Consider the following 26,994-nt stretch of genomic DNA (forward strand, 5'->3'; position numbering starts at 1 on the left):
GTTCCGGCGTCGTCCGTTATATACGTGCTTGTTTATATGCCTAAGGCTGCTGGTTAATCCGGACCGTGTTGCCGGCGGGGTCGCGGAAGGCGCAGTCCCGGATGCCGTAAGGCTGGTCGATGGGTTCCTGGACGACGTCCGCGCCGGTTGCCTCCACCTTGGCGAACGCAGCGTCCACGTTGGGGGAAGACAGGACGATGGTGGCGTAGGTGCCCTTGGCCATCATCTCGGTGATGGTGCGGCGCTCGTCCTCGGTGATGCCCGGGTCCACTGCCGGCGGGTGCAGGACGATGGAGACGTCCTTCTGACCGGCGGGGCCCACGGTGATCCAACGCATGGTGCCTCGGCCCACGTCGTTGCGGATTTCGAAGCCGAGCGCGTCCCGGTAAAAGGCGAGGGACGCGTCCGGATCGGTGGCGGGAAGGAAGGTGGAAGAAATGTTGATGTCCATGTCAGTCATGCTAGTGACGGCTCACGGGCCGGCGCTTCTCGATTCCTGACCGGTCTGGTGACCTGTTTCGCCACGCAGGCCGGGATCCCCGCCGTCGACTCCGCTGCCTCCTGCTTGTAGACGCTCGGCGCCATGCCCACCAGTTCGCTGAAGCGGGTGCTGAAGGTGCCCAGCGAGGAACAGCCGACGGCGAAGCACACCTCGGTGACGCTGAGGTCGCCTTTGCGGAGCAGCGTCATGGCCCGCTCGATCCTGCGGGTCATGAGGTAGCTGTAGGGGGATTCGCCGTAGGCCAGCTTGAAGCGGCGGCTGAAATGGCCGGCCGACATATGGACATCCCTGGCAAGGGATTCGACGTCCAGCGGCTGGGAATATTCGCGGTCCATCCGGTCTTTGACGCGCCTCAGCTGGGTGAGTTCACGGAGGTAGGGATCGGGTGCGGGACTGCTGGTCACAGCTTCGATCGTGCTACGCTGAGCGGGCCTTGTCCAGACGTGGGGAGTATCACGTTTCGGCGGTAAAAGCCGTGTCCCGGCGCAGGATATGATTATGCCGCCGGCCAGCGTAAGAGGTCCTCGCCCGAAAGGGCTCGAGTCAACGCAGAGCTGGATGATGCAGGTTCCCACGGAACGGCATCCGGCGAAACCCAACCTTGAACCACCTCTTCAGCCCTGCCCGGATACTGCGCAGGCATCACCTTGGAAGGACGCCATGGAACTGCTGTGGGAAATTGCCGGCTGGGCAGGCGCTGTTGCGATTCTCAGTGCATATCTGGCCGTGTCCATGGGGTGGCTGAAGGCCGGGAAGGGCTTCCAGACGGCCAACCTGTTCGGCTCGGTTGCCTTCATCATCAACGGGACACTCCACGGCGCCTGGCCCTCAGTGGTCACCAATATCGCCTGGTTCCTGATCTCTGCGGTGGCACTGGTCCGCATGCGGTCGGAGGAAGCTGCCGCCGAGCCGGCTGAGGTTGCGCATGTCCAGTACCCCGGCGTCCCGGACTCCACTGGCCAGCTGGCCGTCGTCGAGGCATTCACCGATGCCCTGCCCGTGGTCGGTTCCGCGCCCGTCCTGGCGGATGGTCCGCGGCTGGCCCTCTAGGCGGACAGCGGCGGTCCCAGCCCGGCGCTCCAAAGCTCGCGGCGCGTGATGACTACCTGGCGTTGTTCGAGGGGACAGGCGTTTCCATTGCCGGCCTGAACTGCAACGGCAACCCCCTGCACCCGAACCCGGAGATCGGGGAAAAGCACGCCGAGGACATCCGCCGCGCCATCAGGCTGGCCCACCGGCTGGGCCAGGACCGGGTGGTCACCATGTCCGGCCTGCCCGGCGGCGAGCCCGGGGCAACCGTTTTCAACTGGATCGTCAATGCCTGGAACTCGGCCGCACTGGACGTCCTGGACTACCAGTGGGAGATCGCGGCCACGTTCTGGAAGGAGATCGACCAGCTGGCGCGCGAACTCGACGTCAAGGTGGCCCTGGAACTGCACCCGCAGAACCTGGTGTTCAACACCGCCGACGTCCGGAAGCTGATTGGGCTCACGGGCGCCACGCACGTGGGTGTGGAACTGGACGCCAGCCACCTCTTCTGGCAGCAGATGGACCCGGTGGCCGTGGTCCGGGAACTCGGTCCCCTGGTGTTCCAGGCTGCCGCCAAGGACGTGCGCATCAACAAGGAAAATGCCGCGCTGTACGGGGTGCTGGACAACAGCTTCCGCCGGTTGTCACCGGACGAGGACCGCACCAACCTGGGCGGGGACGAATGGGCCAACGAATGGCCGCGGAACTCTGCCTGGGACTTTGTGGCCCTGGGCCGCGGCCACGACACCGCCTACTGGACCGAGTTCCTGCGGGCCCTGCACGAAGTGGACCCGGAGATGCTGGTCAACATCGAGCACGAGGATGTCTCGCTCGGCCGGATCGAAGGCCTTCAGGTCGCCGCCAAGGTCCTGCGTGACGCGGACGCGGCACTGCGGGAGTCGCTGGCCTCCACTTCGGCGTAGGAGGCCTGTTCTTCCCTGCGGTTACAGCAGGGGGTGGCTTTGGGCGTCCGGATCCCCGGCGCGGACGGTGGCACGGTCCACGATGTCCTGGGCAACAGAGTAGACCTTGCGGTTTGTGTCCTGGCTCAGCTGGCTGATGAGCCTGTAGGCCTGGTCGGCGGTGACACCGGTGCGGCCCATGAGGATGCCCTTGGCCTGTTCGATGACCGCCCGGTTGAGGGCAGAGGCAGCCACCGCCTCGGTGGCGAGCTGGTGCCGGTCCGTATGGATTGAGGTGGTGAGGTCCACCACCACGCCCCAGACGCCGATCGGGGTGTCTCCGTCCATGATGTAGTCGGCGGAGTAGAGCAGCTTGTGCTGGTGGTCCTTGCGGTCCCGGATGGACAGGTAGATCGATGACGGTCCGCCCTGGGTGGACACATGGTCCCAGTAGGCCTGCACCCTTGGCCGGTCTTCGGGCTCGACGTGGGGAAGAACCATCTCCATGGTCGGGACCACCTCGCCCCGTTCGTACCCGTAGATGCGGTACAGCCCGTCCGACCAGCGGAAGACTCCGTCCGCGAAGTAGTACTCAACGAATCCGGTGGGGCAGTTGAGGAAATCAGTGTGCTGGACGTTACCCTGCGCGGAGTCTGGGTTCCTGCTGCTTGGTTTCAATAAAGGGCCGTTCGACGTGCTGTAGCCCGGCTCCCCTGCGCCCAAGCCTGAAAACACCAGAATATAGCAGAGGTCCCGCGGTTTGGACCGCAGCCTGGGCGGGTTGGAAAGCGCCGGTTCAACGGGGCCAGGCGAACAGTGGACTCAGTGCGGAGACTCCCCCGGGGAGGCGGTGCCCAGGTTGGCGATCGCCTGCCGCACCACGGCCAGGTCCTGGTCGCCCAGGCCCTGCGCCACCAGTTCCGCGTACAGGTCGACGCCGGCGGAGGCCATCGGTGCGGCGGTGTGGGCAGTCGCGGCGCTTTCCAGTACGAAGGACAGGTCCTTGTGCATGAACTTCGCCGGCCCTGTCGGCGTGTAATCCTTTGCCGCAAGCCGGGGGCCCACCAGCTCCAGCACCCTGCTGGCGGCGAGGCCGCCGGCCAGGATTTCGAAGAGGGCTCTGACGTCCAGGCCCGAGCGTTCCGCAAGCTCGGCAGCCTCGGCGAGTGCCGCCGTCGTGGTTCCCACGATCAGCTGGTTGCACGCCTTGGCCAGCGAGCCGGCACCCAGGCCACCCAGCCGGCGGACGGATGTCCCCATTGCCTCCAAGGCCGAGAGGGCGCGGACGAAGTCTTCCGGGGACCCGCCGGCCATGATGGCCAGGGTTCCCCGTTGCGCTCCGTCCGTTCCGCCGCTGACCGGGGCGTCCAGCACCGAGGCGTTCCCGCCGCTGGCCTCTGCAACAGCGAGCCCGAAGGCCTGCACCGCAACGGGCGACACGCTGCTCATCACTACAACGAGTGTTCCCGGTGCGGGCGGTGCCGCCCGCCACGCCTCAAGGAGGCCCGCCGCAGCGTCCTCGATGACAGGGAGATCGGGGAGCATGAAGATGATGACGGGTTCATCGCGGAGGTCCGCAACGTGGCTGGCACCCGCCCCGCCCAGCGCCTCCAGGCGTATGACGGCCGCGGGGGAGCGGTTCCAGCCCGTGACCTGCCACCCTGCCGTGAGCAGGTTGGCGGCCATCGGCGCCCCCATCAGCCCCAGCCCGACGAACCCCGCGCGTTTGGGCGCAGGGTCCGCCGGCGCGGCTTTGCCGATGGTCACTTGGCGTCCTCCACGAGCACCAGGTCGCGGCCGTTGGTTTCCGGAGTGAAGAACGTGGTGGCGAACGAGATTCCCGCCAGGACCAGTGAGTACAGGGCGGGCACCAGCCAGGAGTGATTCGTGGCCGCCAGCAGCGCAACGCCGATCATCGGGGCGAAGCCGCCGGCCAGTACGGCGGAAAGTTCACGGCTCAGGGCAACGCCGGTGAAGCGGTGCTGCGAGCCGAAGAGCTCCGGGAGCAGGGCGCACTGCGGGCCAAGCATGGACTGCACGCCCAGGGCGATGCCCACCACCATGACCACCCAGACCAGGGCCACATTGCCGAGCGTTACCAGGTAGAAGGCCGGCAGGGCGATGACGGCCTGGAAGAGGGCGCCGTAGCGGTACACGGGGACCCGGCCAAAGCGGTCGGAGAGGGCGCCGAAGGCAACAACCAGGACCGCTGCGAAGCCCGCGGCAATCAGCAGGCCGGTGGGGCCGATGAACTTGTCGCCAGGAAAGACGCCGGCCGGCATGCTGATGAAGGACACCAGCAGCGCGGAGTAGATGGACGAGTTGCCGTTTTCGCCCATGCGGAGGCCAATGCCTACCAGCACGTTCTTCTTGGAGTGCTTCCAGATCTGGCCCACCGGGTTCTTGACCACGGCCTTGTGCTTCTCCAGTTCCTGGAAGACCGGGGTCTCCTTGAGGCGGAGGCGGATGAAGACGGCAATCGCGATCAGGATGATGCTGGCCAGGAACGGAACGCGCCACAGCCAGCCCTGCAGGACCTGCTTGTCCGCCAGGGCCATCAGGGCAAAGGTGCCGGCGCCCAGGAGGGTGCCCAGCTGGATGCCCACGAAGGGCAGCGAAGCGAAGAAACCACGACGGCGGCGCGGGGCCACCTCGGAGATCAGGGTGGTGGCGCCTGCCTGCTCGGCGCCGGCGCCCAGGCCCTGAAGGATGCGCAGCGTCACCAAGAGCACCGCCCCCAGCATTCCCGCCTGGTCGAAGGTGGGCAGGAGGCCAATGGCGCAGCTGGAGAGGCCCATCAGGCCGATGGTCAGGATCAGCACCATCTTGCGGCCGAAGCGGTCCCCGATGTGGCCGAAGACCACGCCGCCGAAGGGCCGTGCCGCGAATCCGACGCCGTACGTGGCGAAGGAGGCGATAACGGCTCCGCTCTCGCCGAGCGGCGCGAAGAACAGCGGGCCGAAGATCAGGGCCGAGGCCAGGCCGTAGATGTAGAAGTCGTAGTACTCCAGGGCGGACCCTACGGAGCTGGCAAGAGTTGCCCTTCGCAGCTGGTCCGGATCGACGGTGGCGCCGTCCGTGGTGGCCTGCGGTGAGTTAGTACGAGTTGTCACGAAAACTCCCTCTAATGCACTCCAGGCCCCCGTTGGCCTGGTGGGATAGCGGCAACACCTGTTGTGTCGATCACTATGCTGAACACAATACAGCAAGCTGAACAACTGGCAACAGTTTTCGTTTTTGTTTTTACGGACTGCACCCGGGCTGGCGCGCCTAGCCCATCGGATTGCCCAGGGAGTGGGCCAGTTCCTGCAGTTCCTTGACCATTTGCGAGCCCTGCTCCGGCGTGTAGGTGGCCTTGAGGGCTGTCACGGACAGGCCGAGGCTGGGGCCGTGGGCGCCGCGGGTGGGGACGGAGACGGCGAGGCACACCACGCCGGTGGTGGATTCCTCATCCTCAAAGGCAAACCCCTGCGCGCGGATCTCCTTCAGCTGCGCCTTCAGTTCCGCGCCGGTGCGCAGGGATTTGGGCGTGAGGACCGGCAGTTCGGCGTCGTCCGGGAACATTTCCTCCAGGTCATGGTCACGCAGCCGAGCGATCAGGGCCTTGCCTACGGCGCAGAGGGACACCGGCATCTTGTCGCCGATATTGGAGGTGAGCCGCACCGCGGGGTGGCCCTCATAGCGGGCCAGGTAAATGACATTGGTGCCATCCAGCATGGCGATCCGCACCGTTTCGCGGGACAGGACGGAGGCCTGCTCGCAGTAGCGGTAGAACTCCTGTACCTCGTCCATCCTGCCCAGATACGCGGCGCCCAGTTCCACCAGCTTGCGGCCCAGGGTGAACTCCGAGCCCTGCCGGCTGATCAGCCGGGCCTCCTCCAGCGCCAGCAGGAGGTTGGAGGTGGAGGACTTGGGTATTCCCACCTCGCGCGAGAGGTCGCTCAGGGTGAGGCGGCCGGTAGCCGAGGCGGCGAGGGCATCCAGGACGGCTGCTGCCCGCGTAACGGCCGGCGCCGGCGAGGTGGCTCCCGGCTTGTCGGATGACGCGGGGATATGGGAATCGGCCATGATTCTCCTTAGGTCGCCAAGGCGGAGTGCGGTTGCGTTCAGTCAACTGAACGCAATCCATCATAAGTGCCGCGTTGGCACACTCCTCCCGTCAGGCCACGAGGCTGCTCAGGGTGCCGATGCCCTCCACGACGATGTCCACCCTGTCCCCGGGCTCGACGGGCACCACTGTGGCGGGTGCACCGGTCATCACCACATCCCCTGGTTCCAGGGTGAGCCAGGAAGTGACGTACACAAGGCAGTCCACCACTGTGGAGGGGAGGTTGAAGGTCCCGGAGGTGGCCTTCGCTGCTCCGTTAACGTAAACGTCGATGGCCACCTTTTCGGGATCCGGGAGTTGGGTTTCTATCCACGGGCCCAGGGGCGTGTAGTTGACGCCTGACTTGCCTTGGAAATTCCGCTCGTCCACCGCGTTCTGGTCCACATTGGTGACGTCGTTGACGCACGTGTAGCCGAGGACGTGCTCCAGGGCGTTGTCCACGGTCAGGTTGGCGGCTGTCCTGCCGATCACGACGGCGAGTTCACCCTCGGCGTTGACCGTGCCCTGGCCGCGCACCGCGGTGATGGCGTCGCCGGGTCCGGCGACGGTGTGGACGGACTTGTGCCACGCCTGGATGGGCAGGGGGTGGTCATTCAAGGTGTGGTTGTGGCCAATGCCCAGGACGACGGCGGGCCTCACCGGCGCGAGGAATGTTGCCTCGCTGTGGGTGGTGGTGCCGCCGGTGTAACGGAGGCTTCCCTCAAACGGGTCGATGATGTGGTGCCAGGTGCCGTCGCCTTCAACGGCGTGCTGCGGGCCTGATGCTGTTTGGATTCTGGCGATGCGCACTTCTCCACCCGTCCTAGTAGAAGTGGACCGTGTCCACGAGGTGGGGGAGGTCCCCGCCGTCGAGGAACGTCCGGAGGTTGCTGCAGAACCTCTCCGTGATGAGCCGGTTCTCAGCGGCGCTGAGGGCCGAGGTGTGGGGCGAGACCATGACTTTGGGGTGGTTCCACAGGGGGCTGTCCTGCGGCAGCGGCTCCACGGCGAAGACGTCAAGGCAGGCGTAGCCCACCTGGCCGTTGTCCAGTGCCTCCAGCAGCGCGTCCTCGTCCACCACGGTTCCGCGGCCCACGTTGACGAAGATGGTCCCGGGCTTCATGGCGGCGAACAGGTCCCGGTTGAACAGCTTTTCCGTGTAGGCGGTGCCGGGGAGGGTGTTGACGACGGCGTCTGCCGTGGCCAGGAGGGTAGGGAGGCCGGCGTTGTCCACTACCTGGTCGATCCCGTCGATGGGTTCCACGTTTCGTTTGCTGCCGCTGACGTTCATGCCCAGCGCCCGGGCGATCCGGGCGGTTTCCAGTCCGATTTCGCCGAGGCCGCTGACGACCAGGTTTGATCCGTTGACCAGCCGGGTGGGGACCCGGAGGCTGGGCCAGGCCTTTGCAGCCTGGTCCTGGGCAAGTTCGGCGCTGCGTTTGAAGCCGTTGAGGATTCCCATCGCTGCGAACTCTGCGAGGGGCAGGGCGTGGACCCCGGCGGAGGTGGTGATCTTGAACTTCTGCAGGAGATCCTGGCTCAGTCCGGATGCCTTGACGGCTCCGCCTGCCCCGGCCGCCATCGCGTGGACCCACTGCAATCGCGGGTTTTCCCGGGCGATGCGCGCCAGGCCATCAGGGCTCTCGTTGGGGAAGCCGTACAGCACCTCGGCGCTGTTGAGCATTGCCCAGTAGCGCTCTTCCTGTTCGTCCGTGCGTTTGAAGGCCGGATCCCCTGAGTGGTCGGCGGGGAAGCGTTCCGGCGGCAGGAGGCCGGGCTCGTAGAGGACGGTGACGGAGGGGTCAACGGCACGGATCTGGTCCACAAGCTTTGCTTCGAGCGGGACGGCAATGGCCACGGTCTTGGTGGAAGTCATGCGTCCAGCATACTGGGCGGTGTCCTAAATAGTGAACATAGATTTCACTCTGGATGCTTTGTCCGGGATCTGAGGCCAGCGAACGCAACGCTTTCGCACTGCCGCATTGGACTCCGACCCTGCATGCGCCCATGGCCTAAATCACTTTCGCCCTTGAAAATGTCGAATCTAGAATCTACACTCTAGGGAAGGGCCCGATGCGGCCGACGTCACTGAGAGGGAAAGCAATGTCGCTTGCGTTAGCCGCGTTGTCACACGCGCCGTCATTTGGAAACGTCGATCCGGGCGGGAACATCTTCGCGGAAATCAATGGAGCCCTGGGCGAGGTCCGCTCATTCGTTGAAGACTTCGCGCCAGACGTCACCGTCATTTTCGGCCCGGACCACTTCAACGGCGTCCTGTACTCGATGATGCCGCCGTTTGCCATTGGTGCCCAGGCTGTGGGCGTCGGTGACTACGGCACCGGGGAGGGGCCGCTTCCCGTCGATTCCGATACAGCACGGCAGCTGCACGCACTGACCATCGCCCAGGGGATCGACATCTCCCGCTCCGAGCGACTGGAGGTTGACCACGGCGTCATGCAGCCCTTGGAATTCCTCTTCGGCGCCGGCTTCACCCGTCCGTTCGTTCCCGTCTTCGTGAACGCGATCGGTAAGCCCCTGACCCCCATGGCGCGCATCCGTTTGATGGGGGAGGCCTTGGGCCGTGCTGCCCAGCAGTTGGATAAGCGAGTCCTTTTGGTGGCATCCGGCGGACTTTCACACAACCCGCCGATTCCCGAGTACGACGGTTCGCCGGAGCCGGTCCAGCAGCGGCTGGTGTCCTACTCGCCGTCGAAGGAGGACCGGGCGGCCAGGGAAGGGAAGATCATCCAGGGCATCCAGGCAATTGCCGAAGGACGCGCATCCAGCGCTCCCCTTAATGAGGAATGGGACCAGAAACTGCTCAAGGTGTTCCGTTCGGGCTCCCTGAGTGACGTAGACAGCTGGGACAACGACGAATTCATCGCCGAGGGCGGAAGCGCCGCCCACGAGATGCGTTCGTGGATCGCAGCGTTCAGCGCATTGTCGACGGCGGGCGATTACGACATGGTGGTTGACCGCTACTGGCCCGTCAAGACCTGGGGTGCCGGCTTTGGGATCACCGCTGCCATTCCCCAAGACTCATGACCCGGAAAACAATGTGGGGGGAGATTGCCGATCTTCCCCACACCCTCGAGTATGTTCAGGCAGGTCCGTGGCGGACCCGGGTCCTCACCGTTGGCGACGGTGAGCAAACCGTGGTCCTGCTCAACGGCACCAGCGGGCACATCGAAGCGTGGACGCACAACATCCGTGCACTGGCGCAGAAGTACAAGGTCATCGGCTACGACTACCCCGGGCATGGCTATACGACGTTGGCTGAGGCCGACCTGGAGATCCCTGACTACGAGGCGCACCTGCTGGAACTCCTGGACGTGCTCGGCTTGGACAAGGTGCACCTCCTGGGGGAGTCCCTGGGCGGCTGGATCGCCATCAAGTTCGCCGCGCACCACCCCGAACGACTGCACACCATCATCCTGAGCGCCCCTGGGGGCCGGATGGTGGGACCAATGTCCATGGACCGGGTCAGCCCGATCAGCCGCAGGGCAGTGGAAGACCCCAGCTACGAGAACGTCAAGGCGCGGCTCCAAGTGGTCATCCATGATCCAGGGCAGATTACGGACGAGTTGGTGGAAGTTCGCCGCGCCATCTACGGGCGGCCCGGCTTCATCACATCCATGGAGCACATCATGGCGCTCCAGGTTCCGGATATCCGGGCCCGGAACCAGGTGACCAAGGAAGACTATGCAGCCATTCCCGTGCCGGCGCTGCTCGTGTGGACGGACCACGAGCCAACTGGAGGCGTCGGCACGGGAGAGACCCTGGCAGCAGCCATTCCCGACGGCGAATTGGCACTGATCCGCAACGCGGCCCACTGGCCACAGTGGGAGGACCCCGCCAGTTTCAACGAAAAAGCACTCGATTTCCTCAGCAGAAAGGCCTGATACCGGTGCCGGACATCATTACGGAGATCGCTGAAGATCTCTACAACGCGCGGACCACGCGCACCCCCATCGAGTTTGTGCGCCACCGGCTCCCGGACAAGGACAAGGATGCTGCCTACCGCATCTCCGAACTCGTCACCCAGCAGCGCGAAGCCGCGGAAGGCCGCCGTCGGGTAGGCCGGAAAGTGGGCCTGACCAACCCCGTCGTTCAGGAGCGCGCCGGAGTGGACGAACCGGATTACGGGATCATCCTCGACAACATGGTTTTCGAGTCGCCCGTTGAGCGGCCGTCGTCAGCGTACTTCCACCCCAAGATCGAGGCCGAGCTTGCCTTCGTCCTCAAGTCCGACATCCTGGATTCGGATTTGGCATCTGTGGAAGCCGCTATCGATTACGTCACCCCGGCCATGGAACTGGTGGATAACCGCTACCACAGCTACAAAATGGGCATCGTGGATACGATCGCCGACAACGCCGCCTGCGAAGGTATCGTCACGGGTCCGGTCCGCATCCCTTACGGTGAAATCGACCTCAAACAGGTGGAGATGGTCCTCTACCGCGGCGACGAAGAATTGACGCGCGGCGTCGGCGGCAACGTCATGGGTGATCCCATAAATGCAATCCAGTGGTTGGCAGAGACCTCCCTGAGGATCGGCAAGCCCCTCCGCGCCGGAGAAATCCTGCTCTCCGGATCCATCGGGCTGATTGTGGACTGGGATCCCAACGTTACGTACACCGCGAAGTACTCGCACGGGTTCGGAGACGTCACCGCGCACCTGGTGGAGGCTGTTGATGCGTAAGATAACCGTTGAAACCCGGGTGGCCATCGAGGCGCTCGTCGCGGAACTTCTGTGGCGACTCGACCACGGCAAGGCTGACACGACGTGGGAGCTCTACACCGAAGACGCAGTTTCCACCGGCCCCCTCGGAGACATGGATGGCCGGGACGCCATCAAGGCCTGGGGCGAACGACGTGCCAAGGTCACGGGAGTGGTGGGCCGCCACCTCATCGGCGGCATCCGTTTGGAATGGGTCGGCGAGGAACTCCACGGCTGGACGCAGTACCTGACGTTCCGGGACTCCTCGGAGAACCCGCTCATGCCTGCCAGCGTAGGTGAATTCCGGGAGGTCTACCGCGACGTGGATGGCGAGTGGAAGATCGCGCGCCGCGAGATCAACCCCATCTTCGGCGGCATGAACGCTGCCGCGCACGCCAAGCGCCTGACCGAAAGTGCCGCGAAATGAAGTGGGATAGCCGCGGCGGACGGCCACCGGCACTCTTGCACCAGGCCATTCCATCCCTGTCCGTGACGGAGTGGGCGCTGGCTGCCGGTTACGACGGCGTGGTGGTCGACCTGCAGCACGGCGAAGTGGGACTCGAAGCGGCCTGCACCATGCTGCGGGCCGCACCCCGGGGCTCCGCCTATACCTATGCGCGGGTGGGAAGCCTTGATCCGGCTCCGATCCTTCGCCTCCTCGACAGCGGCGCACGCGGAATCATCGCTCCCACCATCGAGTCGGGCGAGCAAGCGCGAATGCTGGTGGAGGCCACCAAGTACCCCGGCGTGGGCAACCGTAGCCTCGGTCCGAGCAGGCCTGCCCTTTATAAGGGAGAGTCCTACACCGAAGCGGGCAACCTTGCAGTGTCTGCCATCGCCCAGATTGAAACAGTGGCGGGCCTGAAGAACGCGGAAGAGATTGTCACGACTCCCGGCCTGGACTCCATCTACATCGGACCGGCGGACCTGGCCGTATCCTTCGGTCTTCCCGGCAGGGGAGACTGGGAAGACGGACCTGTCCGGGAAGCCATCGTCGACTTGGCAGCTTTGACGAGGGAACACGGTGTGACCCTGGGCATCTATTCGGGCTCCGGTACCTACGCCGCCCACCTTCTTGACCGGGACCTCGTCGACTATGTGGGCCTCGGCATTGACCTTGTATTCCTTAGCCGTGCGGCCCAAGAATCCATCAAGACCCTGAGGGGCACAAAATGAGCGACCGCAGGGACGTCATTATCATCGGAGCCGGTCCGGTCGGATTGACCTTGGCCAACCTCCTTGGCCAGTTTGGCGTGAGCACGGTGGTCTTCGAAGGCCGCGACGAGCTCATCGACTACCCCCGCGCCGTGGGCATCGACGACGAAGCTCTCCGGACGATGCAGACCATTGGACTGGTGGACAAGGTGCTTCCGCACACGGTCCCCGACCAGAAGATCCGCATCATCAACGGCGACCGCAAGATCCTCGCAGAGATCAACCCCACAACCCGTGAGTTCGGTTGGCCCCGACGTAACGGCTTTATCCAGCCCCTGGTTGATAAGGCTCTACTCGAGGGCCTGGCGCGGTACCCCCATGTGGAGGTGCGCTTCGGTTGCCGGGTGGAGGCTTTCGCATCGGATTCCGACGGCGTCATCGCCACGGTCAGCACGCCCACTGGTGAGGAGCGGATTACAGGCAGCTACGTCGTGGGTTGCGACGGCGGGCGCTCGCTGACCCGTCAGCACCTGGGGCTCAAGTTCGAAGGCGAGACCCGATCGACGCGCGGACTCGTGATCGACGTCGCGAACGATCCCATCGGCACACCGCACGCGGTATTCGGTGGAGACCCAAGCCGCGGCTACGCAACCCTTAGCCTGCCCCACGGCATTCGGCGCTGGGAGTTCACGCTGTTTGAAGGGGAATCGGAAGAGTTGGCCGAGGATGATGAGTTCGTCTTCGCCCTGCTTGCCCCCCACGTGCCCGATCCCGCGGGCCTGGATATCATCCGCCGTCGGGTCTATGCCCATCATGCCCGGGTCGCAGAGAAGTTCCGCGTAGGTCGCTTCCTTCTGGCCGGCGACGCTGCCCACGTAATGCCTGTGGTGGCTGGTCAAGGGTGGAACTCCGGAATCCGGGATGCCTTGAACCTGGGCTGGAAACTCGCGGCCGTCGTCCAAGGAAAAGCAAGTGACCGGTTGCTTGATTCCTACGAAGACGAGCGCCGGGAGCACGTGAAAGCCATGGTGGCGTTGTCGCTGAACATGGCGAACCTGGTCACAGACCACAACAGGCTCCGCACGGCTGTCCGCGATATGGCTGCCGCCGTGGTGGACCGGCTCCCCAGGGCCCGCGCACGCCTGAACAGCCAGGGCTATAAGCCGATGCCGAAGTACGATCACGGCGTTGTGGTTCCGTCGAAGCTCCCGACGTGGAAGTCCTTGCCGGACCGGGAAGACGCTCCGCGGACGGTGGGAACACTTTTCCCTCAGCCCACGGTCCGCAGCGAGGACGGTAAGTCGGTCCTGCTGGACGATGCCACCGGTCAAGGCTGGCGTGTGGTGGTCTGGAACAACGATCCCATGGCGTTTGTGAGTGAGGTCGCGGCAGAGAAGCTCGGACGGCTTGGCGGCGTTCTGGTCCATGCAGTGCCGGCCACGCAGTTGCCGTGGGCCAAAGCTGCTGCTGCACCCGGCGTTCGCGTTGTTGGTGACGAAAGCGGCGTCCTGAAGTCCTGGTTCGACGAGAGGCCCTTCTCGGCGATCGTTGTGCGTCCGGACCACGTGGTGGCTGCGGAGTGTCTCGCGCAGGAGCTCAGCGGTGTTCTGGACAAGGTCTTCAGCGTGGCTGACGTCACATTTGCACCTCAGAACGCATAATATAATTCAGAATGCATAATCCGTTGACAAAGGCTTAATTAGCAAAATACTGTTGCTGCAACTCGTCGCTGAAGACGGCAGGCAAAGGCCCGCGCAGCAATCACTCAAGGGAGAGCGAATCCATGAATATCAACAAAACCCGCGCAGCGGCCGTCGGCGCCGTAGCCTTGGCGCTGGCGCTCAGTGGCTGCGCATCCGGATCTGTCGACGGCAGCGCCCCCGCTGCTGCGGACAGCAGCTCCGGAGCGCTCACCAAGGTCACCTACGGGATCTTCCCGTCCAACACCGTGGCAGCCTTCCAGGTTGCCAAGGATAAAGGCTTCTTCGAAAAGCATGGAATCGATTTGCAGCTGGTAGTGGGCGCAGGAAGCAGTGCGGCACAGCTGCCGGCGCTGGCAACCGGTGACCTGGACTTCATGCTGGCAAGCCCCGTGACGGCGTTGACGGCCACCACCCAGGGGCTCGATGTCCGCATCGTTGAAGGTGTCACCCAGAATGACCCCAAAATCGTTGAAGACTCCACCGCCGTGGTAGTGGGTGCCTCATCCACCATCAAATCTGCCCGGGACCTTGAAGGTAAAAAGGTTTCCGTCAACGCACTGGGCGGCATCGGCGAGATCGGCATCCGTGAAGCAATTGCCAAGGACGGCGGCGACCCGAAGAAGGTGACCTTCGTCCAGTTGTCCTTCCCGGAAGTTGCAGCCCAGATCGAAGCCGGCCAGATCGACGCCGGTATGGCAGGCTCTCCCTTCATCCAGCAGGTAGTGTCCAAAGGTGGCCGTGTCGTCAGCGACTTCATCCACGACACCGGCCTTGGCGCCAACGAACTGGTCTCCATCTCCAGCGGCAAACTGGTGCAAAGCGATCCGGACAAGGTCAAGCGGTTCACGGAAGCCATGAAGGAAGCGCTGCCTTTCCTGACCCAAAACAATGATCTGATCCGCGACGCCATGCCGGCGGCCCTGGGCACCGATCCCGCGGCTGCGAAGAAGGCCCAACTCTCGCTCTACAACCCGGATGTCTCACAGGAGACAATCCAGTTGTTTGCGGATCTGCTCGTCAAGTACGGCATCGTCAACACCACGCCCGATGTGGCCAAGGTGATCTGGAAACCATAAAGCCGCTGGCGGGGGCCGCTCCCCCCTGCGGCCCCCGCCAGCCACTGATCGCACAAATGAGAGCAGAACAAAACCGTGGAAACGCAAAGTCCAACGCTGAGGAGCGTGGCTGTGAGTGCCCCGCCTGCGCGGGAACACAGAGTGCGTCGTGCTGACCGGTGGATTGCTGTGGGACCCTACGTCCTGGGCGTCGCCGGCATCCTGGCGGCACTCATCGCCTGGGAACTCTTCTCCGCCTTTGGCCCAGTCAGCCAGCACCACCTGCCACCACCATCGGTGGTCATTCCTACCCTCCTTAAAAACTTCACCTTCACCCAGTTCTGGCTCACCGTGGGCCAGACGATGTGGGCCTGGTTCCTTGGGCTGACCATCGCCACGCTGGGCGGCCTCGCAGTGGGCTTGCTCATCGGTTCGAGCCGCTTCCTGCGCGCTGCAACGCACACCACGGTCGAGTTCCTGCGTCCCATTCCTGCTGTAGGCCTGATTCCCTTGGCCGCACTGTTCTTTGGACCGCGGATCGGCGCCGAACTCCTGATTGTGGTTTACGGCTGTTTTTGGATTGTCCTGATCCAGGCCATGTACGGCATCACGGACATTGACAAGGTGGCCGACGACACCGTTCGCACGCTGCGGATGACGTGGCTTCAGCGGGTTCGGCACCTGGTATTGCCCACGCTCCTGCCGTACCTGATGACCGGCATCCGCCTTGCTGCCACGGTTGCCCTGATCCTTGCGATCAGTTCCGAACTCATCGTCGGTACGCCCGGAATAGGCCGGGCAGTGGCACAGGCCCAGTTGAACGACAACCCGGCGGCGATGATCGCACTGATCCTGACATCCGGGCTCCTGGGCATCCTGGTGAACCTTATTTTCCGCTTCATCGAGCGCAAGGTGCTTTTCTGGCACAGCTCGGTCCGTTCGGAGGTGGCGGCATGATCGTCCTCAAACGCCTCGGCATGTGGTTCGGCCTGCCGGCAATCCTCATTGCCATCTGGTGGGCGTTCACAGCCCAGGGAGCCAACTTCTTCGTTCCCAAGCCGGACAAACTGGCCACGACGTTCATCAACGTGTGGTTCAGCGAGAAGTTCTTCACCGACGTCGTGCCCAGCATGGGTCGGCTGCTCATCAGCCTTGCCGTCTCCCTGATACTCGGGGTGGCGCTGGGGATCGCCATCGGTCTCTCGCGCAACCTCCGCTGGTTCCTGGAACCCCTGCTGGAATTCATCCGGGCAGTGCCTTCAACCATCCTCATCCCGGTGCTGCTCCTGCTCATCGGCATCAATGACACGATGAAGATCACTGTGATAGTACTGGGCTGCCTCTGGCCTGTCCTGCTCAATACGATCGAAGGCGTGCGGTCCCTCGACGAAGTGCTGAAGAACACGGCACTCGTCTACCGGCTCCGCGGCTTCGACCGCATACGCTACCTGGTGCTTCCCGGCGCTTCGCCGCTCATCATGGCCGGCATCCGGCATAGCCTTGCGGTGGGGCTTATCCTCTTGGTCGTCTCGGAAATGTTCGCGTCGATCGACGGTATTGGCTACTCCATTATTAACTTCCAGAACCGCATCGCGATCCCCGAAATGTGGAGCGGAATATTTCTCCTGGGGATCATAGGGGTGCTGCTTTCGGTGGTATTCCAGGCAATCCAGAAGCGGGTTCTGGGATGGTACTACGGTCTGAAGGAGGCCTCCAATGACGGCTAGCAAGTCGGATATCCGGCTCAGTGTCCAGCAGGTGCGCAAGGTATATAGCGCAGGCACACGGAACGAGGTGGAGGCCGTACGGTCCCTGACCTTCGATCTCCACGCCGGCGAGTTCGCCTGCCTGGTAGGGCCCTCCGGTTCCGGAAAGACGACGCTGCTCAAATGCATTGCCGGGCTCCTGGATCCAACATCCGGTGAAGTGGTCCTGGACGGCAAGCGCGTCTCCGGGCCCGCCGAGGGCATGGCCGTGGTCTTCCAGGAATACAGCCGCAGCCTCTTCCCTTGGTTGAGTGTCGAGGACAACGTCGAGCTGCCGCTCAAGACCTCCGGCGTGCCCAAGGATGAGCGTAAGGCCCGGGTCAAGGATGCGCTTGAGGCCGTCACCCTGTCCCACGCTGCCAAGAGCTACCCGTGGCAGCTCTCCGGCGGCATGCAGCAGCGCGTGGCGATCGCCCGTGCCGTAGCCTCCAACCCCAGCGTCCTGCTCATGGACGAGCCCTTCGCGGCCGTCGACGCGCAAACCCGTGGAGAGCTGGAGGACCTGGTCCGTGAAGTCTGGAAGCGGTTGGACATGACCATCCTCTTCGTGACCCACGACATTGACGAATCCGTCTACCTGGCTGAACGCGTCCTGGTGTTGTCCAGCTCGCCCACTATTGTCCAGGCTGACATCCACATCGACCTTCCCGATGCCCGCAGCCAGGCCGACACGCGGTCCCTGCACCGCTTCGGGGAACTTCGCCACCAGGTGTACGAGGAGGTTCAGTTCGCCAAGACCAATCCCGGCGGCGAACGGATGACCGCGCACGACGGGTTGTACGCATGAGCCCCCGGGCAGGCGCGGATGTCAGCAGCAACGGCAAGACCGAGAGCGGCAAGCGTCGCCGGGTCCACCAGTCCACGCCGGAAAATGAACGCGCAATCCTTGAGGCGGTGCTCCAGCTTGCCGTGAAAGTGGGCTATGAAGGCACCACCATGGCCGAGGTGGCACGGGTTGCCGGCCTGCCAATCGGTTCGGTCTACTGGCACTTCGAAAACAAAGAGGGCCTCTTTGCCGCACTGATCGATTACTGCTTCGAAAACTGGCAGACACGCCACCGTGGGCCGGAGAACAGGGTGATCCTCCGTACGAGTATCGCCGGGTCCGCCGCAAATTCAACTGATCCTGAGCACGCACAGGAAGCGTTCTGGATCATCGGGTTGCTGTTTGCCCTGGAGAAGCGGCTGGCGGGCAACGCAGCCCGCCAGAAGTACTTGGAAGTGCGCGAGCAGATGTATGAACTCATGGTTGAGGCTGTCACTCCGGGCCTCCCGGAGGCGGCCTTGCGCGTCAAGCCGGACCTCGCCCGGAAAGTCGTCATGCTGGGCCGCGCCTTGACGGACGGCTTCTACATCTCGGCCTCCGCAGGAGATGAGATCGACTTTGCTGAGGCGGCCGAGCTGTCTGCGCTCGCCATGGACAAGCTCGTCCAGCACTACGCCGAGCTCGGGGCGGCGGAGGACAAGGGGTGAAGTCATCAGGCAAAGTTGCGCTGGTGGTCGGCGGCGGTCGCGGGATCGCCGGCGCGGCTGCCAGGGCGTTGGCTGATGACGGGTACAAGATTGCAGCCCTTTCGCCCTCCGGGAGTGCCCTGGAGTTGGCGCGCTGCCTCGGCGGCGTGGGCGCGGTCGGTTCGAACCGTTCCGTTGGGGATCTGCAGTCAATTACCGACTTGGCGCTGGAGACTTACGGGCGGATCGACGTCGTAATCAACAGTGCCGGCCACGCGGCCAGGAAGCCGGTGCTTGAGATCAGCGACGACGAATGGCTCGAGGGCTACGAGATGTACCTCATGAACGTCATCCGCATGGCTCGAATCGTCACCCCCCACCTGCTGGCCGGGGGCGGGGGATCGATCGTGAACGTTTCCACCAGCTCCCCTTTTGAACCCAATCCGAACTACCCAGTATCCGGCACATTCCGCGCCGCCTTGGGGTCTTTTACCAAGCTGTATTCCGACGAGTACGGGCCGTCCGGAATCCGAATGAACAATGTCCTCCCTGGATTCACGAAGGAGGACCCCGGTACCGTGCCGGCTGAATGGACCACCCGGATACCGCTGCGCAGGGCTGCCAGCTCCAGTGAAGTGGCCCGCGTCATCCGGTTCCTCGCAAGCGAGGAATCAAGCTACATCACAGGCCAGAACATCCGCGTGGATGGTGGCGCGTCGCGCTCCGTTTAGGAGCCGGCACCTGAAAGAAAGGCATTTTTAGCTATGTCACTTGGTGTGATCACCGAAATGGGCTATCTCGCTATGAGAACCCGGGACTACGACGAGTCCCTTGAACTGGCCACCGACGTCCTCGGCCTGCGTATGACGCTGAACGATGATAAGCGTGCCTACCTGTCCGCTGCGGACCGTCACCACGAGCTGGTCTACGTGAAGGGCGAGGAGGACGGAATCGACCACGTCGGCCTTGTGGCAGACAGCCCGGAGGGGCTCGAAATCATTCGCAAGCGGCTGGAAACGGCAGGGTTCCCGATCCTTACGCGCAGCCCTTTGGAGCGGGAGATCGGTGAGGGCTTCGCCGTCCTCGGCCCGGAAGGATACGTCTACCACGTCTATGTGGGCATGAAGGACCACCGGCACGGTCCGTCATCGTTTGGCCCGGACCGTTATGGCCACATCAACATCCATCCTCAGAATCCCACCGCCATGAAGGACTTCCTGGTCGAGTTTTTCCGGTTCAAGGTTTCCGATGTCATTGGCCAGGATTTCGCGTACTTCCTGCGCTGCAACCCGGACCACCACGGCATTGCCTTGATCAAAGGCCGCGGTTCCCTGCACCACCACGCGTGGCAGACGCAGTCCATTGCCGACCTTGGCCGCCTCGGCGACCGGCTGTTCGCCAAGGGCCGTCGGTTGATCTGGGGCCCGGTCCGCCACGGCGCGGGCCACAACATCGCCGCCTATTATGTCGAACCCAATGGCACCGTGGTCGAACTGTACACCGATCTCGAGCAAATCCACGAACTGGAGCGTCCCCCCATCGAGTGGGACCAGGATGACCGGACCTGGTTCAACCGTTGGGGCGTCTACAACGGCGAGGATTTCCGGAAGCACGGAGCCTTCCCCATCGCATTGAACTAAGAACGGCCGGGTTGCCTTTACTCCTTGGGCAGCCCGGCGTCGGAGGCGGCATGAAACTCGGCTTCTTCGATCACGTCGATCGTGCGCATGTAGTGCTCCCGCAGAAGCTTGGTGGCCGTCGGAGCATCGCGGGCTATGGTCGCCTCGAGAATCGCGCGGTGCTCGGCCTCGATGTCCCGGGATTGAGCGCGTTTATCCGGCGCGGTCCAGAGGCGGTAAAGAGCGGTAGCCTCGCCCAGGGTGGCTGCGAAATCCTGAAGCAAGGGGACAGGACAGGCTTCCAGCAACTTTGCGTGGAACGCCTGGTGGGCCAGGAACCATTCCACCGAGATGTGGTTCGGGTCCTCGCTGGTGCGGCGCGGGGTCCGCTCCAGGCGGTGGTGGACGGCAAGAAGATCGGACTCCCAGGCAACGTCGCCCTGTTCAATGGCCAAGGTCAGCCCGTACTCCTCCACCCGGCAACGAAGTTCACCCAGACCGCGCAGTTCTTCCAAGGTGTATTCGGACACGAAGAAGCCTCTGTTGGGACGGAATTGCAGCAACTTTTCACCAGCCAAACGCACAAGTGCTTCACGGACGACCGTGGAACTGGCGCCGTACCGCTTGGTGAGCTCACCAACCTGGAGGTTGGTGCCCGGGGCCCACTGGCCAGCAAAGATGTCGGCCCGCAACTTGCCCCGCACTACTTCACTGATGGTTTCTGCATTCGCTTGTCGTGCCATGGGACAAGCGTACACTTACGCACTAACACACTAAAACTACATTATTGACTCAAGAATGCATTCTCCGTATAGTTCAAACACCGGCAAGCCGGAGGCAATGACGCCGGCCCTAGAAAGGATTCACATGCGCTACGCGAGTTACTTGAACCAGGAAGGCCAGCCCACGTGGGGACTGGAGACCAACGGAGAACTGCTGGACCTCGGTCCCAGCGGAGCCAAGCTCAGCTCTTCGCTGCAGTCGGCCATCGAGGAAGATCTGCTGTCAGCTGCCCTGAAATGGGACAAGGCGCCGGTTCAGCCCGTTGAAGGAACCTCCTTCCTTCCCGTTCTGTCCACCCCGGGCAAGGTCATCTGCATTGGTGTTAACTACCGCAGCCACCGTGAAGAAACCGGACGGGACGAGGTAGGCAAGCCCACCGTCTTCGCACGCTTCTCCGATACCCTGGCCGCCCACGGCGCGGACCTGCCGATTCCCGCCGAAAGCTCCATGTACGACTACGAAGGCGAAGTCGCGCTGGTGATCGGAGCCCACGCGGATCACGTCAAGCCTGAAGACGCCTGGAACTACATTGCCGGCTATGCCGCATTCAATGACTTCAGCGCCCGCGACTGGCAGCGCCACACGGGTCAGTGGACCCCGGGCAAGAATTTCCCGCTCAGCGGTGCCTTCGGCCCGTACTTCATGTCCGCCGAGGAAGTCGGTGACGTCACCGAGCTCGTGGTGGAAACCCGCGTCAACGGCGAGGTCCGGCAGCGCGCCGCCGTCGCAGACCTCATCTTCGACATCCCCGCCATCATCGAGTACGTCACCGCGTTCACTCCGCTGGCTCCGGGCGACGTCATTGTCACCGGTACGCCCGGTGGTGTGGGTCTCTTCATGGAGCCGCCCACATTCCTGGTCCCGGGTGACGTCGTCGAGGTTGAGGTCGGCAAACTGGGCACCCTTCGCAACGTCCTCGTTGCTTGAGGATGCGTGGAGGAAACACTATGGATGACTTCGATGTTGCGGTTGTGGGGGCCGGGCCCGTTGGGCTGACGGCGGCGCTGTTGCTGGCCGACGGCGGTGCGCACGTTGTGCTGCTGGAAACCGCCAAGGCGCCGATGGACCTGCCGCGGGCCATCAGCATCGCTGACGAGACCTTCCGGACGATGGACCGGCTGGGCCTCGCGGAAGCGTTGAAAGCGGAATCGCTGCTGGGAACCGGCAGCCGCTACTTCGGGCTGAATGACCGGCCACTTGCGTCGTCCACGCCTGTTCCCTCCCGCATCGGGCATCCTGCGAAGTCGCAGTTCGACCAGCCCGTGCTGGAAGAACTGCTGTGGAACAAGGCCTGCGAACACCAGAGTATTGAGTTTTTGGCCGGTGCCCAGGTAAATTCCATCAGCCAGAAAGCGGGCGGGGTAACAGTCGGATTTGATTCCGACGCGGGCGCGGGCACCGTGACAGCCTCGTGGCTGGTCGGGGCAGATGGCGGTCGCAGCTTTGTCCGCGAGAGCCTGGGCATCGACCTGGTGGGTTCCACCCAGCAGGAACGATGGATTGTTGTGGACTTGCTCAACGTCCCTGGAGCACGCGAACCCTTCGCCGAGTTCCATGGCAACGGGACACGTCCCTACGTCCTGGTTCCCGGAATCAAGGGCCGCCTGCGGCTCGAATTCATGCTTTTCGATCACGAAGATCCGGACGAGATGACGGCCCCGGACAAGATCCTGGAGTTGTCCCGGCCCTTCCACCCGGAGCTCCGCACCGAAGACGTCAGGCGCGCTGTGGTCTATGTAGCCCATCAACGGCTTGCCCGCACTTACCGTTCGGGCCGCGCCTTCCTGATTGGGGATGCGGCGCACCTGATGCCTCCCTTCTCCGGACAAGGACTGAACGCAGGCCTGCGGGATGCCCTGAACCTGAGCTGGAAGCTGCTGGAGGTGCTCCGCGGTGTGGGGACCGACCGCCTTCTGTCCACCTACGAGTCGGAACGCCGCACCCACGCGGCCAAGATGGTCAAGGTCTCGCGCCGGACGGGCGCTGTGGTGATGGCCGTAGGAGCCTTCAGGACCAATCTTCGGGATATTGCCTTCCGTGCGGTCAGCCTGATTCCCGCTGCGCATCGGTACCTGGGGTCGATGCGGTTCATCACCCCGCCGGACTACCGCAACGGTGTTGCCATCAAGGCCGATCGCGACGTTGATCGTCGACTCGCGGCCTGGGTGGGCCTTGCCCTAAGCCAACCGACCCTGACTGACGAGTACGGTTCCGTGGCTCCCCTGGACTCCCACCTGGGGAGTGGATGGGCACTCATCACGCTTGGCGCAGGCAGCACCGGAACGACAGCGGGCAAGCAGTTCTGGTCCTTGCTGGGCGCTCGCCGGATCACGCTCAATGGGAATTCCGACGCCGCGCGCCGGAATGGTGACGAGCAGGTCCTAGTAGATGCGGCACGGGTTCTTGCGCGTCCCGGGCTGGCCACACCCCACACCGTGTTGGTGCGGCCGGACCGCTACGTCGCTGCCGTATTCACTGACCAAAGTGAGACGGCCGTGATCAACAAACTGCGTTCATACGTCGATCCGCTGTCGCGGTCCTGACGAATCAAGGAGGAAAAATGCCCAGCATGCAGGAAATAAGGTCTGAGACGATGCGGTTTGATGACCTTTACTGGGAAGCAAGCTCAGAGCCGATCGTCGAGGACGACGTCCAACTGGAAAAGATCGTCGCCCAGGCGGAACTTCCTGTCCTGCTCGCCGCCCTCGCGGCGGCGCTCGGAGACTCTTCTTTCCTTGAAAGCGACCTGGAGCCCCCCTTGACTCTGGTGGACACCCAGCCTCATCCGCACGGAGGCATGTCACCGGAGCAGCAGGAACGCGCCAAGGCACTTGCTTTGGACGGTTTGCGGCAGCTGCGGGACAAGGAGATCACCAGTGTTGATTTGCTGGAGAACGACGCCGTAACGGACCTCCTCGGGTATCTCACAGGTGGCCGCGAGAACTGGTTCGCGTCGCTGAAGCACGAACTCGACCTCGCTCCGGACAAGGGCGGAGCTCCGCAGTGGACTTTCGATGAGGTAGCTGACGGACGCGACTTCCCCGTGTTGATCATCGGTGCCGGAATCGCCGGAATCGCTGCCGCCTTCCGCTATTCGCAGGCAGGTGTGCCGTTCACCGTGGTGGAAGACGCGCCCACCCTGGGCGGGACCTGGGCCAAGAACACCTACCCCGGTGTCCGCCTCGATACCCCCACGTTCGGCTATTCGTATTCCTTCGCCCAGCGTGGTGACTGGCCACACCAGTTCGCCGAAGGCGGAGACGTCCTGGACTACGTCCGGGACGTGGCTGAGCGCGCAGGGCTGGTGGAGTCCATCGAGTTCTCCACCCGGCTTGTCCGCCTGTCGTGGGACGAGGAATCCCGCACCTGGCAGGCGACCACCCGCCACGGCGGCGGGCAGGAGCGGTTCCGCACCTTTGCCGCCGTCGTAAGTGCCCTGGGCCAACTGGACCGGCCCAACATCCCGGACTTCCCCGGCGCTGAGCTCTACCGCGGGGTGACCATGCACTCCCAGGAGTGGTCGCACGATGTAGATTACCGCGGCAAGCGTGTGGCGGTCATCGGCACGGGTGCCAGCGCCTACCAGATTGTGCCGGCGCTGGCTGACGAGGTGGCCGGGCTGGTGCTCTTCCAGCGCAGCGCGCCGTGGATGCTGCCGGCTCCCAGTTATCACGACGGCGTCAGTGGCACCTTTGACTGGTTGCGGCGCAAGGTGCCGCACTACGCGCAGTGGTACCGGCTGTGGGTGACGCTTCAAGGTATTCCGGGCCGCCTGCACACCGTCACGGCGGAGGACGGCTGGCAGGGCGCTCCCTTGAGTGTCTCGGCCAAGAACCAGGAAGTGCGGGAGATGCTGGTCGAGCGCATGAAGGAGCAGTTCGCGGACCGTCCTGAATTGCTCCAGAACGCCATTCCCAACTACCCGCCCGGTGCAAAGAGAATGCTGCGTGACAACGGGGTGTGGGCCGCAGCCCTCAAGTCCGAGGGCACCACCGTGGTCACCTCCAGGATCGAAAGGTTCTCGGAAAACGGGATCATCGACAACGATGGCGTTGAACACGAGGTGGACATCGTCGTCTTCGCCACCGGATTCAAACCCTCGGACTACCTGGATGAAGTGGAGGTCGTCGGCCGTGATGGTGTGGAGATCCACGATTTCTGGAAGGGCGATGCCCGGGCCTACAACGGCGTCACTGTCCCTGGATTCCCCAACTTCTTCCTGATCTATGGACCCAACGTTGGTGGTGTAGTGGCCGGAAGCCTGCACTTCATGATTGAGCGCGCCGTCGAATTTTCCCTCAAGGCCGTCCACGAGGTCCTGCGGCGCGGTGCCTCCGCGATCGACGTCAAACCGGCGGCGCTGGGCCGCTTTGTGGAATGGGTCGACGCCGGAAATCGCCGGATGGCGTGGGGGCAGCCCTACGTACGCAGCTGGTACCAGAACTCGCACGGCCGTGTTTCGCAGGTGTGGCCTTACACCAACGTCGAGTACTGGGAGGCAACCGAGACAGTCAAGGCTGACGATCACGAGTTCCTTGCGTGACGCTTCTGCTGATTGACACCCCCGCCGGGAAGGTCCGGGCAAGTCTCTGTGGAGGAGTAATGGACGCGCCCGGACTTCGCTACGGCACGGCTCCTGCGGATTCGCGAAGCGGTGAGGTTGCCGGTGGGGTTGCCGGCGAAGCACAAACCGGCCCAGCCGCCTTTCCGCAGCGGCCGGGCATGCTGGACGGCTTGCTTGGTACTGCGCTGAGCGAACTTGAACAGCGGGAAGACGCTTTTACCCTGCGGGTCCAGGCGCCTGCCGGTGCCCACGGATTGCCTGTGCTGTTCTTCATTCCGGGTGGCGGTTTCACCACAGGTTCCGGGGAGAGCCGCTGGTACGACTCCCCGGACCTGATACGGACCGGCGGCTTTGTTCTGGTCACCGTGAACTACCGGCTGGGGGTGGCCGGGCACTTCAGTCCGTCCGGAGACCCCACGGAATCCACCAAACCGTTGCGTGATCTTAAAGCCGCACTGGCTTGGGTGCGGGAGAACATCAGCCCTTTCGGGGGAGACCCGGCCAAGGTTACCCTGGCCGGGGATTCCGCCGGGGCCTGGTACGCCTACGCGCTGAGCACGGACCCGTCTGTTCGCGGTATGGCGGCGCAAACCCTGTTGCTCAGCATGCCCCGCTTGGCGCCCCTGCCCGTGGACGTCTGGCTGAACCATCGCGGAGCTGTTCTTGAGGCATTGGGCTCGGACCTGTCCGCTGCTCCTACTCCGGCCCTTCTGGATGCCCAGGAGGCTGCGAGGACAGGTCTTCGGCCGTTCCCGTACATGCCCGCCGAGTCAGCGGAGGCTCCGGCCGACTTGGTCAGGTATGCCGATTCGGTGCAGAGAATCCACACCGGGGCCCTGCTGATGATCACCACTGCTGAAGAGTCCGCGGCGTTCCTGCGCAACCAGCCGAGGGAACGGTTCTCAGATGCGGGCGTGAACGAGTTCCTTGAACGAACCTTCAAAGACCCGGCCCTGGCGGCGGAACTGCTGGACGCCAAGGGTGACGAGCCTGATGCTTACCTGAGGATGGTCCGAGCCGCCACGTTGGCCCAGTTCCGCCTCCCCGCCCTGGAGATCGCCGCACACTCACCCGTACCTGCGCAGGTGGTCCGGTTCGATCACCAAAGCAAGCTTGATGGTGCTTACTCAGCCCATTGCTTCCCGCTCGCATTCATCTTCGACGGAACAGACCGCTGGAGTGATTCCCCAATGATGATCAACGCCACGGAGGCGGAAACTTCCCGGGTGACTGCCTCGATGCGGGAACTGATTTGCCGGTTCCTGTACTGCGGAGTGGCCGAAAGCAGCCGCTATGACGTCGCGGCCCCGCGCTCGCTGGTCATTGATGCTGACGGGGTCCGGTGGGCGCCAGCCAGCGAGGCGGAAGTACGGGTGTTGGGCTAGGAGACTGCTGAACTAATCGGCGGATGTGGGGCGCGTCGACTGGACTGGTGGGTCTGGTGGTTAAGACTTGTCATATGCAGGGACGCGAGGACGCGCAACGMGGGTATTTGGATGTGGAGGCAYTGGCCGGGGAGTTGTTGGCTCCGGGCAGTGTTTTCGCTTTTCTGGCCAAACATCGGGGGCGGTTGTTTCCGGATTCGATGATGGAGGATTTGTTTCCGTCGCGGCGGGGCAGGCCGTCGGTTCCGGCGCCGGTCATCGGGTCGGTGCTG

General features: G+C 63.7%; 27 protein-coding genes and 2 pseudogenes. 20 read left to right on the forward strand and 9 right to left on the reverse strand.

The genetic code is table 11. The features are described from left to right. Nucleotides 1-40: 40 nt before the first annotated feature. Together AC1DIP_RS17705 and AC1DIP_RS17710 are read right to left on the reverse strand one after the other, a co-directional pair. The gene (locus tag AC1DIP_RS17705) at nucleotides 41-460 is read right to left on the reverse strand and encodes a VOC family protein (protein ID WP_141158731.1); all 420 of its coding nucleotides are present in this window, start codon (nucleotides 458-460) and stop codon (nucleotides 41-43) included. Continuing rightward, nucleotides 457-906, reverse strand: coding sequence for a helix-turn-helix transcriptional regulator (locus AC1DIP_RS17710; protein ID WP_477734533.1), 450 nt, complete (start codon nucleotides 904-906; stop codon nucleotides 457-459). Before AC1DIP_RS17710 ends, AC1DIP_RS17705 begins: the two co-directional genes overlap by 4 nt. Nucleotides 907-1,162: 256 nt before the next feature. Between AC1DIP_RS17710 and AC1DIP_RS17715 the strand changes: the two genes are divergently transcribed. After that, complete coding sequence (locus AC1DIP_RS17715) at nucleotides 1,163-1,552, forward strand: CBU_0592 family membrane protein (RefSeq protein WP_476208337.1); 390 nt, start codon at nucleotides 1,163-1,165, stop codon at nucleotides 1,550-1,552. Nucleotides 1,553-1,590: 38 nt separating this feature from the next. Further along, a pseudogene (locus AC1DIP_RS17720) lies at nucleotides 1,591-2,454 on the forward strand (sugar phosphate isomerase/epimerase family protein); the annotation flags it as partial. 21 nt (nucleotides 2,455-2,475) lie between these two features. Here the strand turns inward: AC1DIP_RS17720 and AC1DIP_RS17725 are convergent. The 6 genes from AC1DIP_RS17725 to AC1DIP_RS17750 all read right to left on the reverse strand — a co-directional run bounded on the left by AC1DIP_RS17725 (nucleotide 2,476) and on the right by AC1DIP_RS17750 (nucleotide 8,396). Beyond that, nucleotides 2,476-3,111 carry an ANTAR domain-containing protein gene (locus AC1DIP_RS17725; RefSeq protein WP_477734534.1) on the reverse strand — a complete coding sequence of 212 codons (636 nt, stop codon included), beginning with the start codon at nucleotides 3,109-3,111 and terminating at the stop codon, nucleotides 2,476-2,478. Nucleotides 3,112-3,255: 144 nt separating this feature from the next. Further along, complete coding sequence (locus AC1DIP_RS17730; protein WP_477734535.1) at nucleotides 3,256-4,200, reverse strand: NAD(P)-dependent oxidoreductase; 945 nt, start codon at nucleotides 4,198-4,200, stop codon at nucleotides 3,256-3,258. Next, nucleotides 4,197-5,546, reverse strand: coding sequence for an MFS transporter (locus AC1DIP_RS17735; RefSeq protein WP_477734536.1), 1,350 nt, complete (start codon nucleotides 5,544-5,546; stop codon nucleotides 4,197-4,199). The genes AC1DIP_RS17730 and AC1DIP_RS17735 overlap by 4 nt, the downstream gene beginning before the upstream one ends. Before the next feature lie 157 nt (nucleotides 5,547-5,703). Continuing rightward, nucleotides 5,704-6,501: an IclR family transcriptional regulator gene (locus AC1DIP_RS17740; protein ID WP_477734537.1), complete on the reverse strand. Its 798-nt coding sequence runs from the start codon at nucleotides 6,499-6,501 to the stop codon at nucleotides 5,704-5,706. Between the two features lie 91 nt (nucleotides 6,502-6,592). After that, entirely contained in the window at nucleotides 6,593-7,330 is a 738-nt protein-coding gene (locus tag AC1DIP_RS17745; protein WP_477734538.1) for a fumarylacetoacetate hydrolase family protein, read from the reverse strand. Nucleotides 7,331-7,343: 13 nt separating this feature from the next. Next, entirely contained in the window at nucleotides 7,344-8,396 is a 1,053-nt protein-coding gene (locus AC1DIP_RS17750) for a D-2-hydroxyacid dehydrogenase (protein WP_477734539.1), read from the reverse strand. A 227-nt stretch (nucleotides 8,397-8,623) separates the two neighbouring features. Between AC1DIP_RS17750 and AC1DIP_RS17755 the strand changes: the two genes are divergently transcribed. The 13 genes from AC1DIP_RS17755 (at nucleotide 8,624) to AC1DIP_RS17815 (ending at nucleotide 20,011) form a co-directional block, all read left to right on the forward strand. Next, nucleotides 8,624-9,565 carry a 3-carboxyethylcatechol 2,3-dioxygenase gene (locus AC1DIP_RS17755; RefSeq protein ID WP_477734540.1) on the forward strand — a complete coding sequence of 314 codons (942 nt, stop codon included), beginning with the start codon at nucleotides 8,624-8,626 and terminating at the stop codon, nucleotides 9,563-9,565. Then, on the forward strand, nucleotides 9,562-10,422 hold the full coding sequence (locus AC1DIP_RS17760) for an alpha/beta fold hydrolase (protein ID WP_476208349.1): 861 nt from the start codon (nucleotides 9,562-9,564) through the stop codon (nucleotides 10,420-10,422). Before AC1DIP_RS17755 ends, AC1DIP_RS17760 begins: the two co-directional genes overlap by 4 nt. Nucleotides 10,423-10,427: 5 nt before the next feature. Continuing rightward, nucleotides 10,428-11,222 carry a fumarylacetoacetate hydrolase family protein gene (locus tag AC1DIP_RS17765; protein WP_476208351.1) on the forward strand — a complete coding sequence of 265 codons (795 nt, stop codon included), beginning with the start codon at nucleotides 10,428-10,430 and terminating at the stop codon, nucleotides 11,220-11,222. After that, nucleotides 11,215-11,667: a nuclear transport factor 2 family protein gene (locus AC1DIP_RS17770; RefSeq protein WP_476208353.1), complete on the forward strand. Its 453-nt coding sequence runs from the start codon at nucleotides 11,215-11,217 to the stop codon at nucleotides 11,665-11,667. Before AC1DIP_RS17765 ends, AC1DIP_RS17770 begins: the two co-directional genes overlap by 8 nt. Continuing rightward, on the forward strand, nucleotides 11,664-12,416 hold the full coding sequence (locus AC1DIP_RS17775) for an aldolase/citrate lyase family protein (protein WP_476208355.1): 753 nt from the start codon (nucleotides 11,664-11,666) through the stop codon (nucleotides 12,414-12,416). The genes AC1DIP_RS17770 and AC1DIP_RS17775 overlap by 4 nt, the downstream gene beginning before the upstream one ends. After that, nucleotides 12,413-14,056 carry a bifunctional 3-(3-hydroxy-phenyl)propionate/3-hydroxycinnamic acid hydroxylase gene (locus AC1DIP_RS17780; RefSeq protein WP_477734541.1) on the forward strand — a complete coding sequence of 548 codons (1,644 nt, stop codon included), beginning with the start codon at nucleotides 12,413-12,415 and terminating at the stop codon, nucleotides 14,054-14,056. The genes AC1DIP_RS17775 and AC1DIP_RS17780 overlap by 4 nt, the downstream gene beginning before the upstream one ends. Nucleotides 14,057-14,178: 122 nt before the next feature. Beyond that, nucleotides 14,179-15,174, forward strand: coding sequence for an ABC transporter substrate-binding protein (locus tag AC1DIP_RS17785; RefSeq protein ID WP_476208357.1), 996 nt, complete (start codon nucleotides 14,179-14,181; stop codon nucleotides 15,172-15,174). Between the two features lie 168 nt (nucleotides 15,175-15,342). Continuing rightward, complete coding sequence (locus AC1DIP_RS17790; RefSeq protein ID WP_275181162.1) at nucleotides 15,343-16,110, forward strand: ABC transporter permease; 768 nt, start codon at nucleotides 15,343-15,345, stop codon at nucleotides 16,108-16,110. Beyond that, entirely contained in the window at nucleotides 16,107-16,880 is a 774-nt protein-coding gene (locus tag AC1DIP_RS17795; protein ID WP_477734542.1) for an ABC transporter permease, read from the forward strand. The genes AC1DIP_RS17790 and AC1DIP_RS17795 overlap by 4 nt, the downstream gene beginning before the upstream one ends. Next, nucleotides 16,870-17,706 carry an ATP-binding cassette domain-containing protein gene (locus tag AC1DIP_RS17800; protein ID WP_476208361.1) on the forward strand — a complete coding sequence of 279 codons (837 nt, stop codon included), beginning with the start codon at nucleotides 16,870-16,872 and terminating at the stop codon, nucleotides 17,704-17,706. The genes AC1DIP_RS17795 and AC1DIP_RS17800 overlap by 11 nt, the downstream gene beginning before the upstream one ends. After that, on the forward strand, nucleotides 17,703-18,392 hold the full coding sequence (locus AC1DIP_RS17805) for a TetR/AcrR family transcriptional regulator (protein WP_324643703.1): 690 nt from the start codon (nucleotides 17,703-17,705) through the stop codon (nucleotides 18,390-18,392). Before AC1DIP_RS17800 ends, AC1DIP_RS17805 begins: the two co-directional genes overlap by 4 nt. Then, a complete protein-coding gene (locus AC1DIP_RS17810) occupies nucleotides 18,389-19,102 on the forward strand; it encodes an SDR family oxidoreductase (protein WP_476208363.1) in 714 nt (237 codons plus the stop codon). The genes AC1DIP_RS17805 and AC1DIP_RS17810 overlap by 4 nt, the downstream gene beginning before the upstream one ends. Nucleotides 19,103-19,135: 33 nt before the next feature. Further along, nucleotides 19,136-20,011, forward strand: coding sequence for a VOC family protein (locus AC1DIP_RS17815; protein ID WP_476208364.1), 876 nt, complete (start codon nucleotides 19,136-19,138; stop codon nucleotides 20,009-20,011). A 17-nt stretch (nucleotides 20,012-20,028) separates the two neighbouring features. Here the strand turns inward: AC1DIP_RS17815 and AC1DIP_RS17820 are convergent, their stop codons facing one another. Then, nucleotides 20,029-20,733, reverse strand: a complete 705-nt coding sequence (locus AC1DIP_RS17820) for an FCD domain-containing protein (protein ID WP_476208365.1) — start codon at nucleotides 20,731-20,733, stop codon at nucleotides 20,029-20,031. 124 nt (nucleotides 20,734-20,857) lie between these two features. Here AC1DIP_RS17820 and AC1DIP_RS17825 point away from each other — a divergent pair, with 124 nt between their 5' ends. From AC1DIP_RS17825 to AC1DIP_RS17845, 5 genes and pseudogenes are all read left to right on the forward strand, one after another. Beyond that, the gene (locus tag AC1DIP_RS17825) at nucleotides 20,858-21,700 is read left to right on the forward strand and encodes a fumarylacetoacetate hydrolase family protein (RefSeq protein ID WP_476208367.1); all 843 of its coding nucleotides are present in this window, start codon (nucleotides 20,858-20,860) and stop codon (nucleotides 21,698-21,700) included. Between the two features lie 20 nt (nucleotides 21,701-21,720). Further along, the gene (locus AC1DIP_RS17830) at nucleotides 21,721-23,316 is read left to right on the forward strand and encodes an FAD-dependent monooxygenase (RefSeq protein WP_476208369.1); all 1,596 of its coding nucleotides are present in this window, start codon (nucleotides 21,721-21,723) and stop codon (nucleotides 23,314-23,316) included. 17 nt (nucleotides 23,317-23,333) lie between these two features. Continuing rightward, entirely contained in the window at nucleotides 23,334-25,316 is a 1,983-nt protein-coding gene (locus AC1DIP_RS17835) for an FAD-dependent oxidoreductase (RefSeq protein ID WP_476208371.1), read from the forward strand. 59 nt (nucleotides 25,317-25,375) lie between these two features. Beyond that, nucleotides 25,376-26,722, forward strand: coding sequence for a carboxylesterase family protein (locus tag AC1DIP_RS17840; RefSeq protein ID WP_477734543.1), 1,347 nt, complete (start codon nucleotides 25,376-25,378; stop codon nucleotides 26,720-26,722). Nucleotides 26,723-26,796: 74 nt separating this feature from the next. Next, nucleotides 26,797-26,994 (forward strand): annotated as a pseudogene (locus tag AC1DIP_RS17845) (IS5/IS1182 family transposase); the annotation flags it as partial.

The organism is Pseudarthrobacter sp. 05T312, from assembly GCF_056396685.1.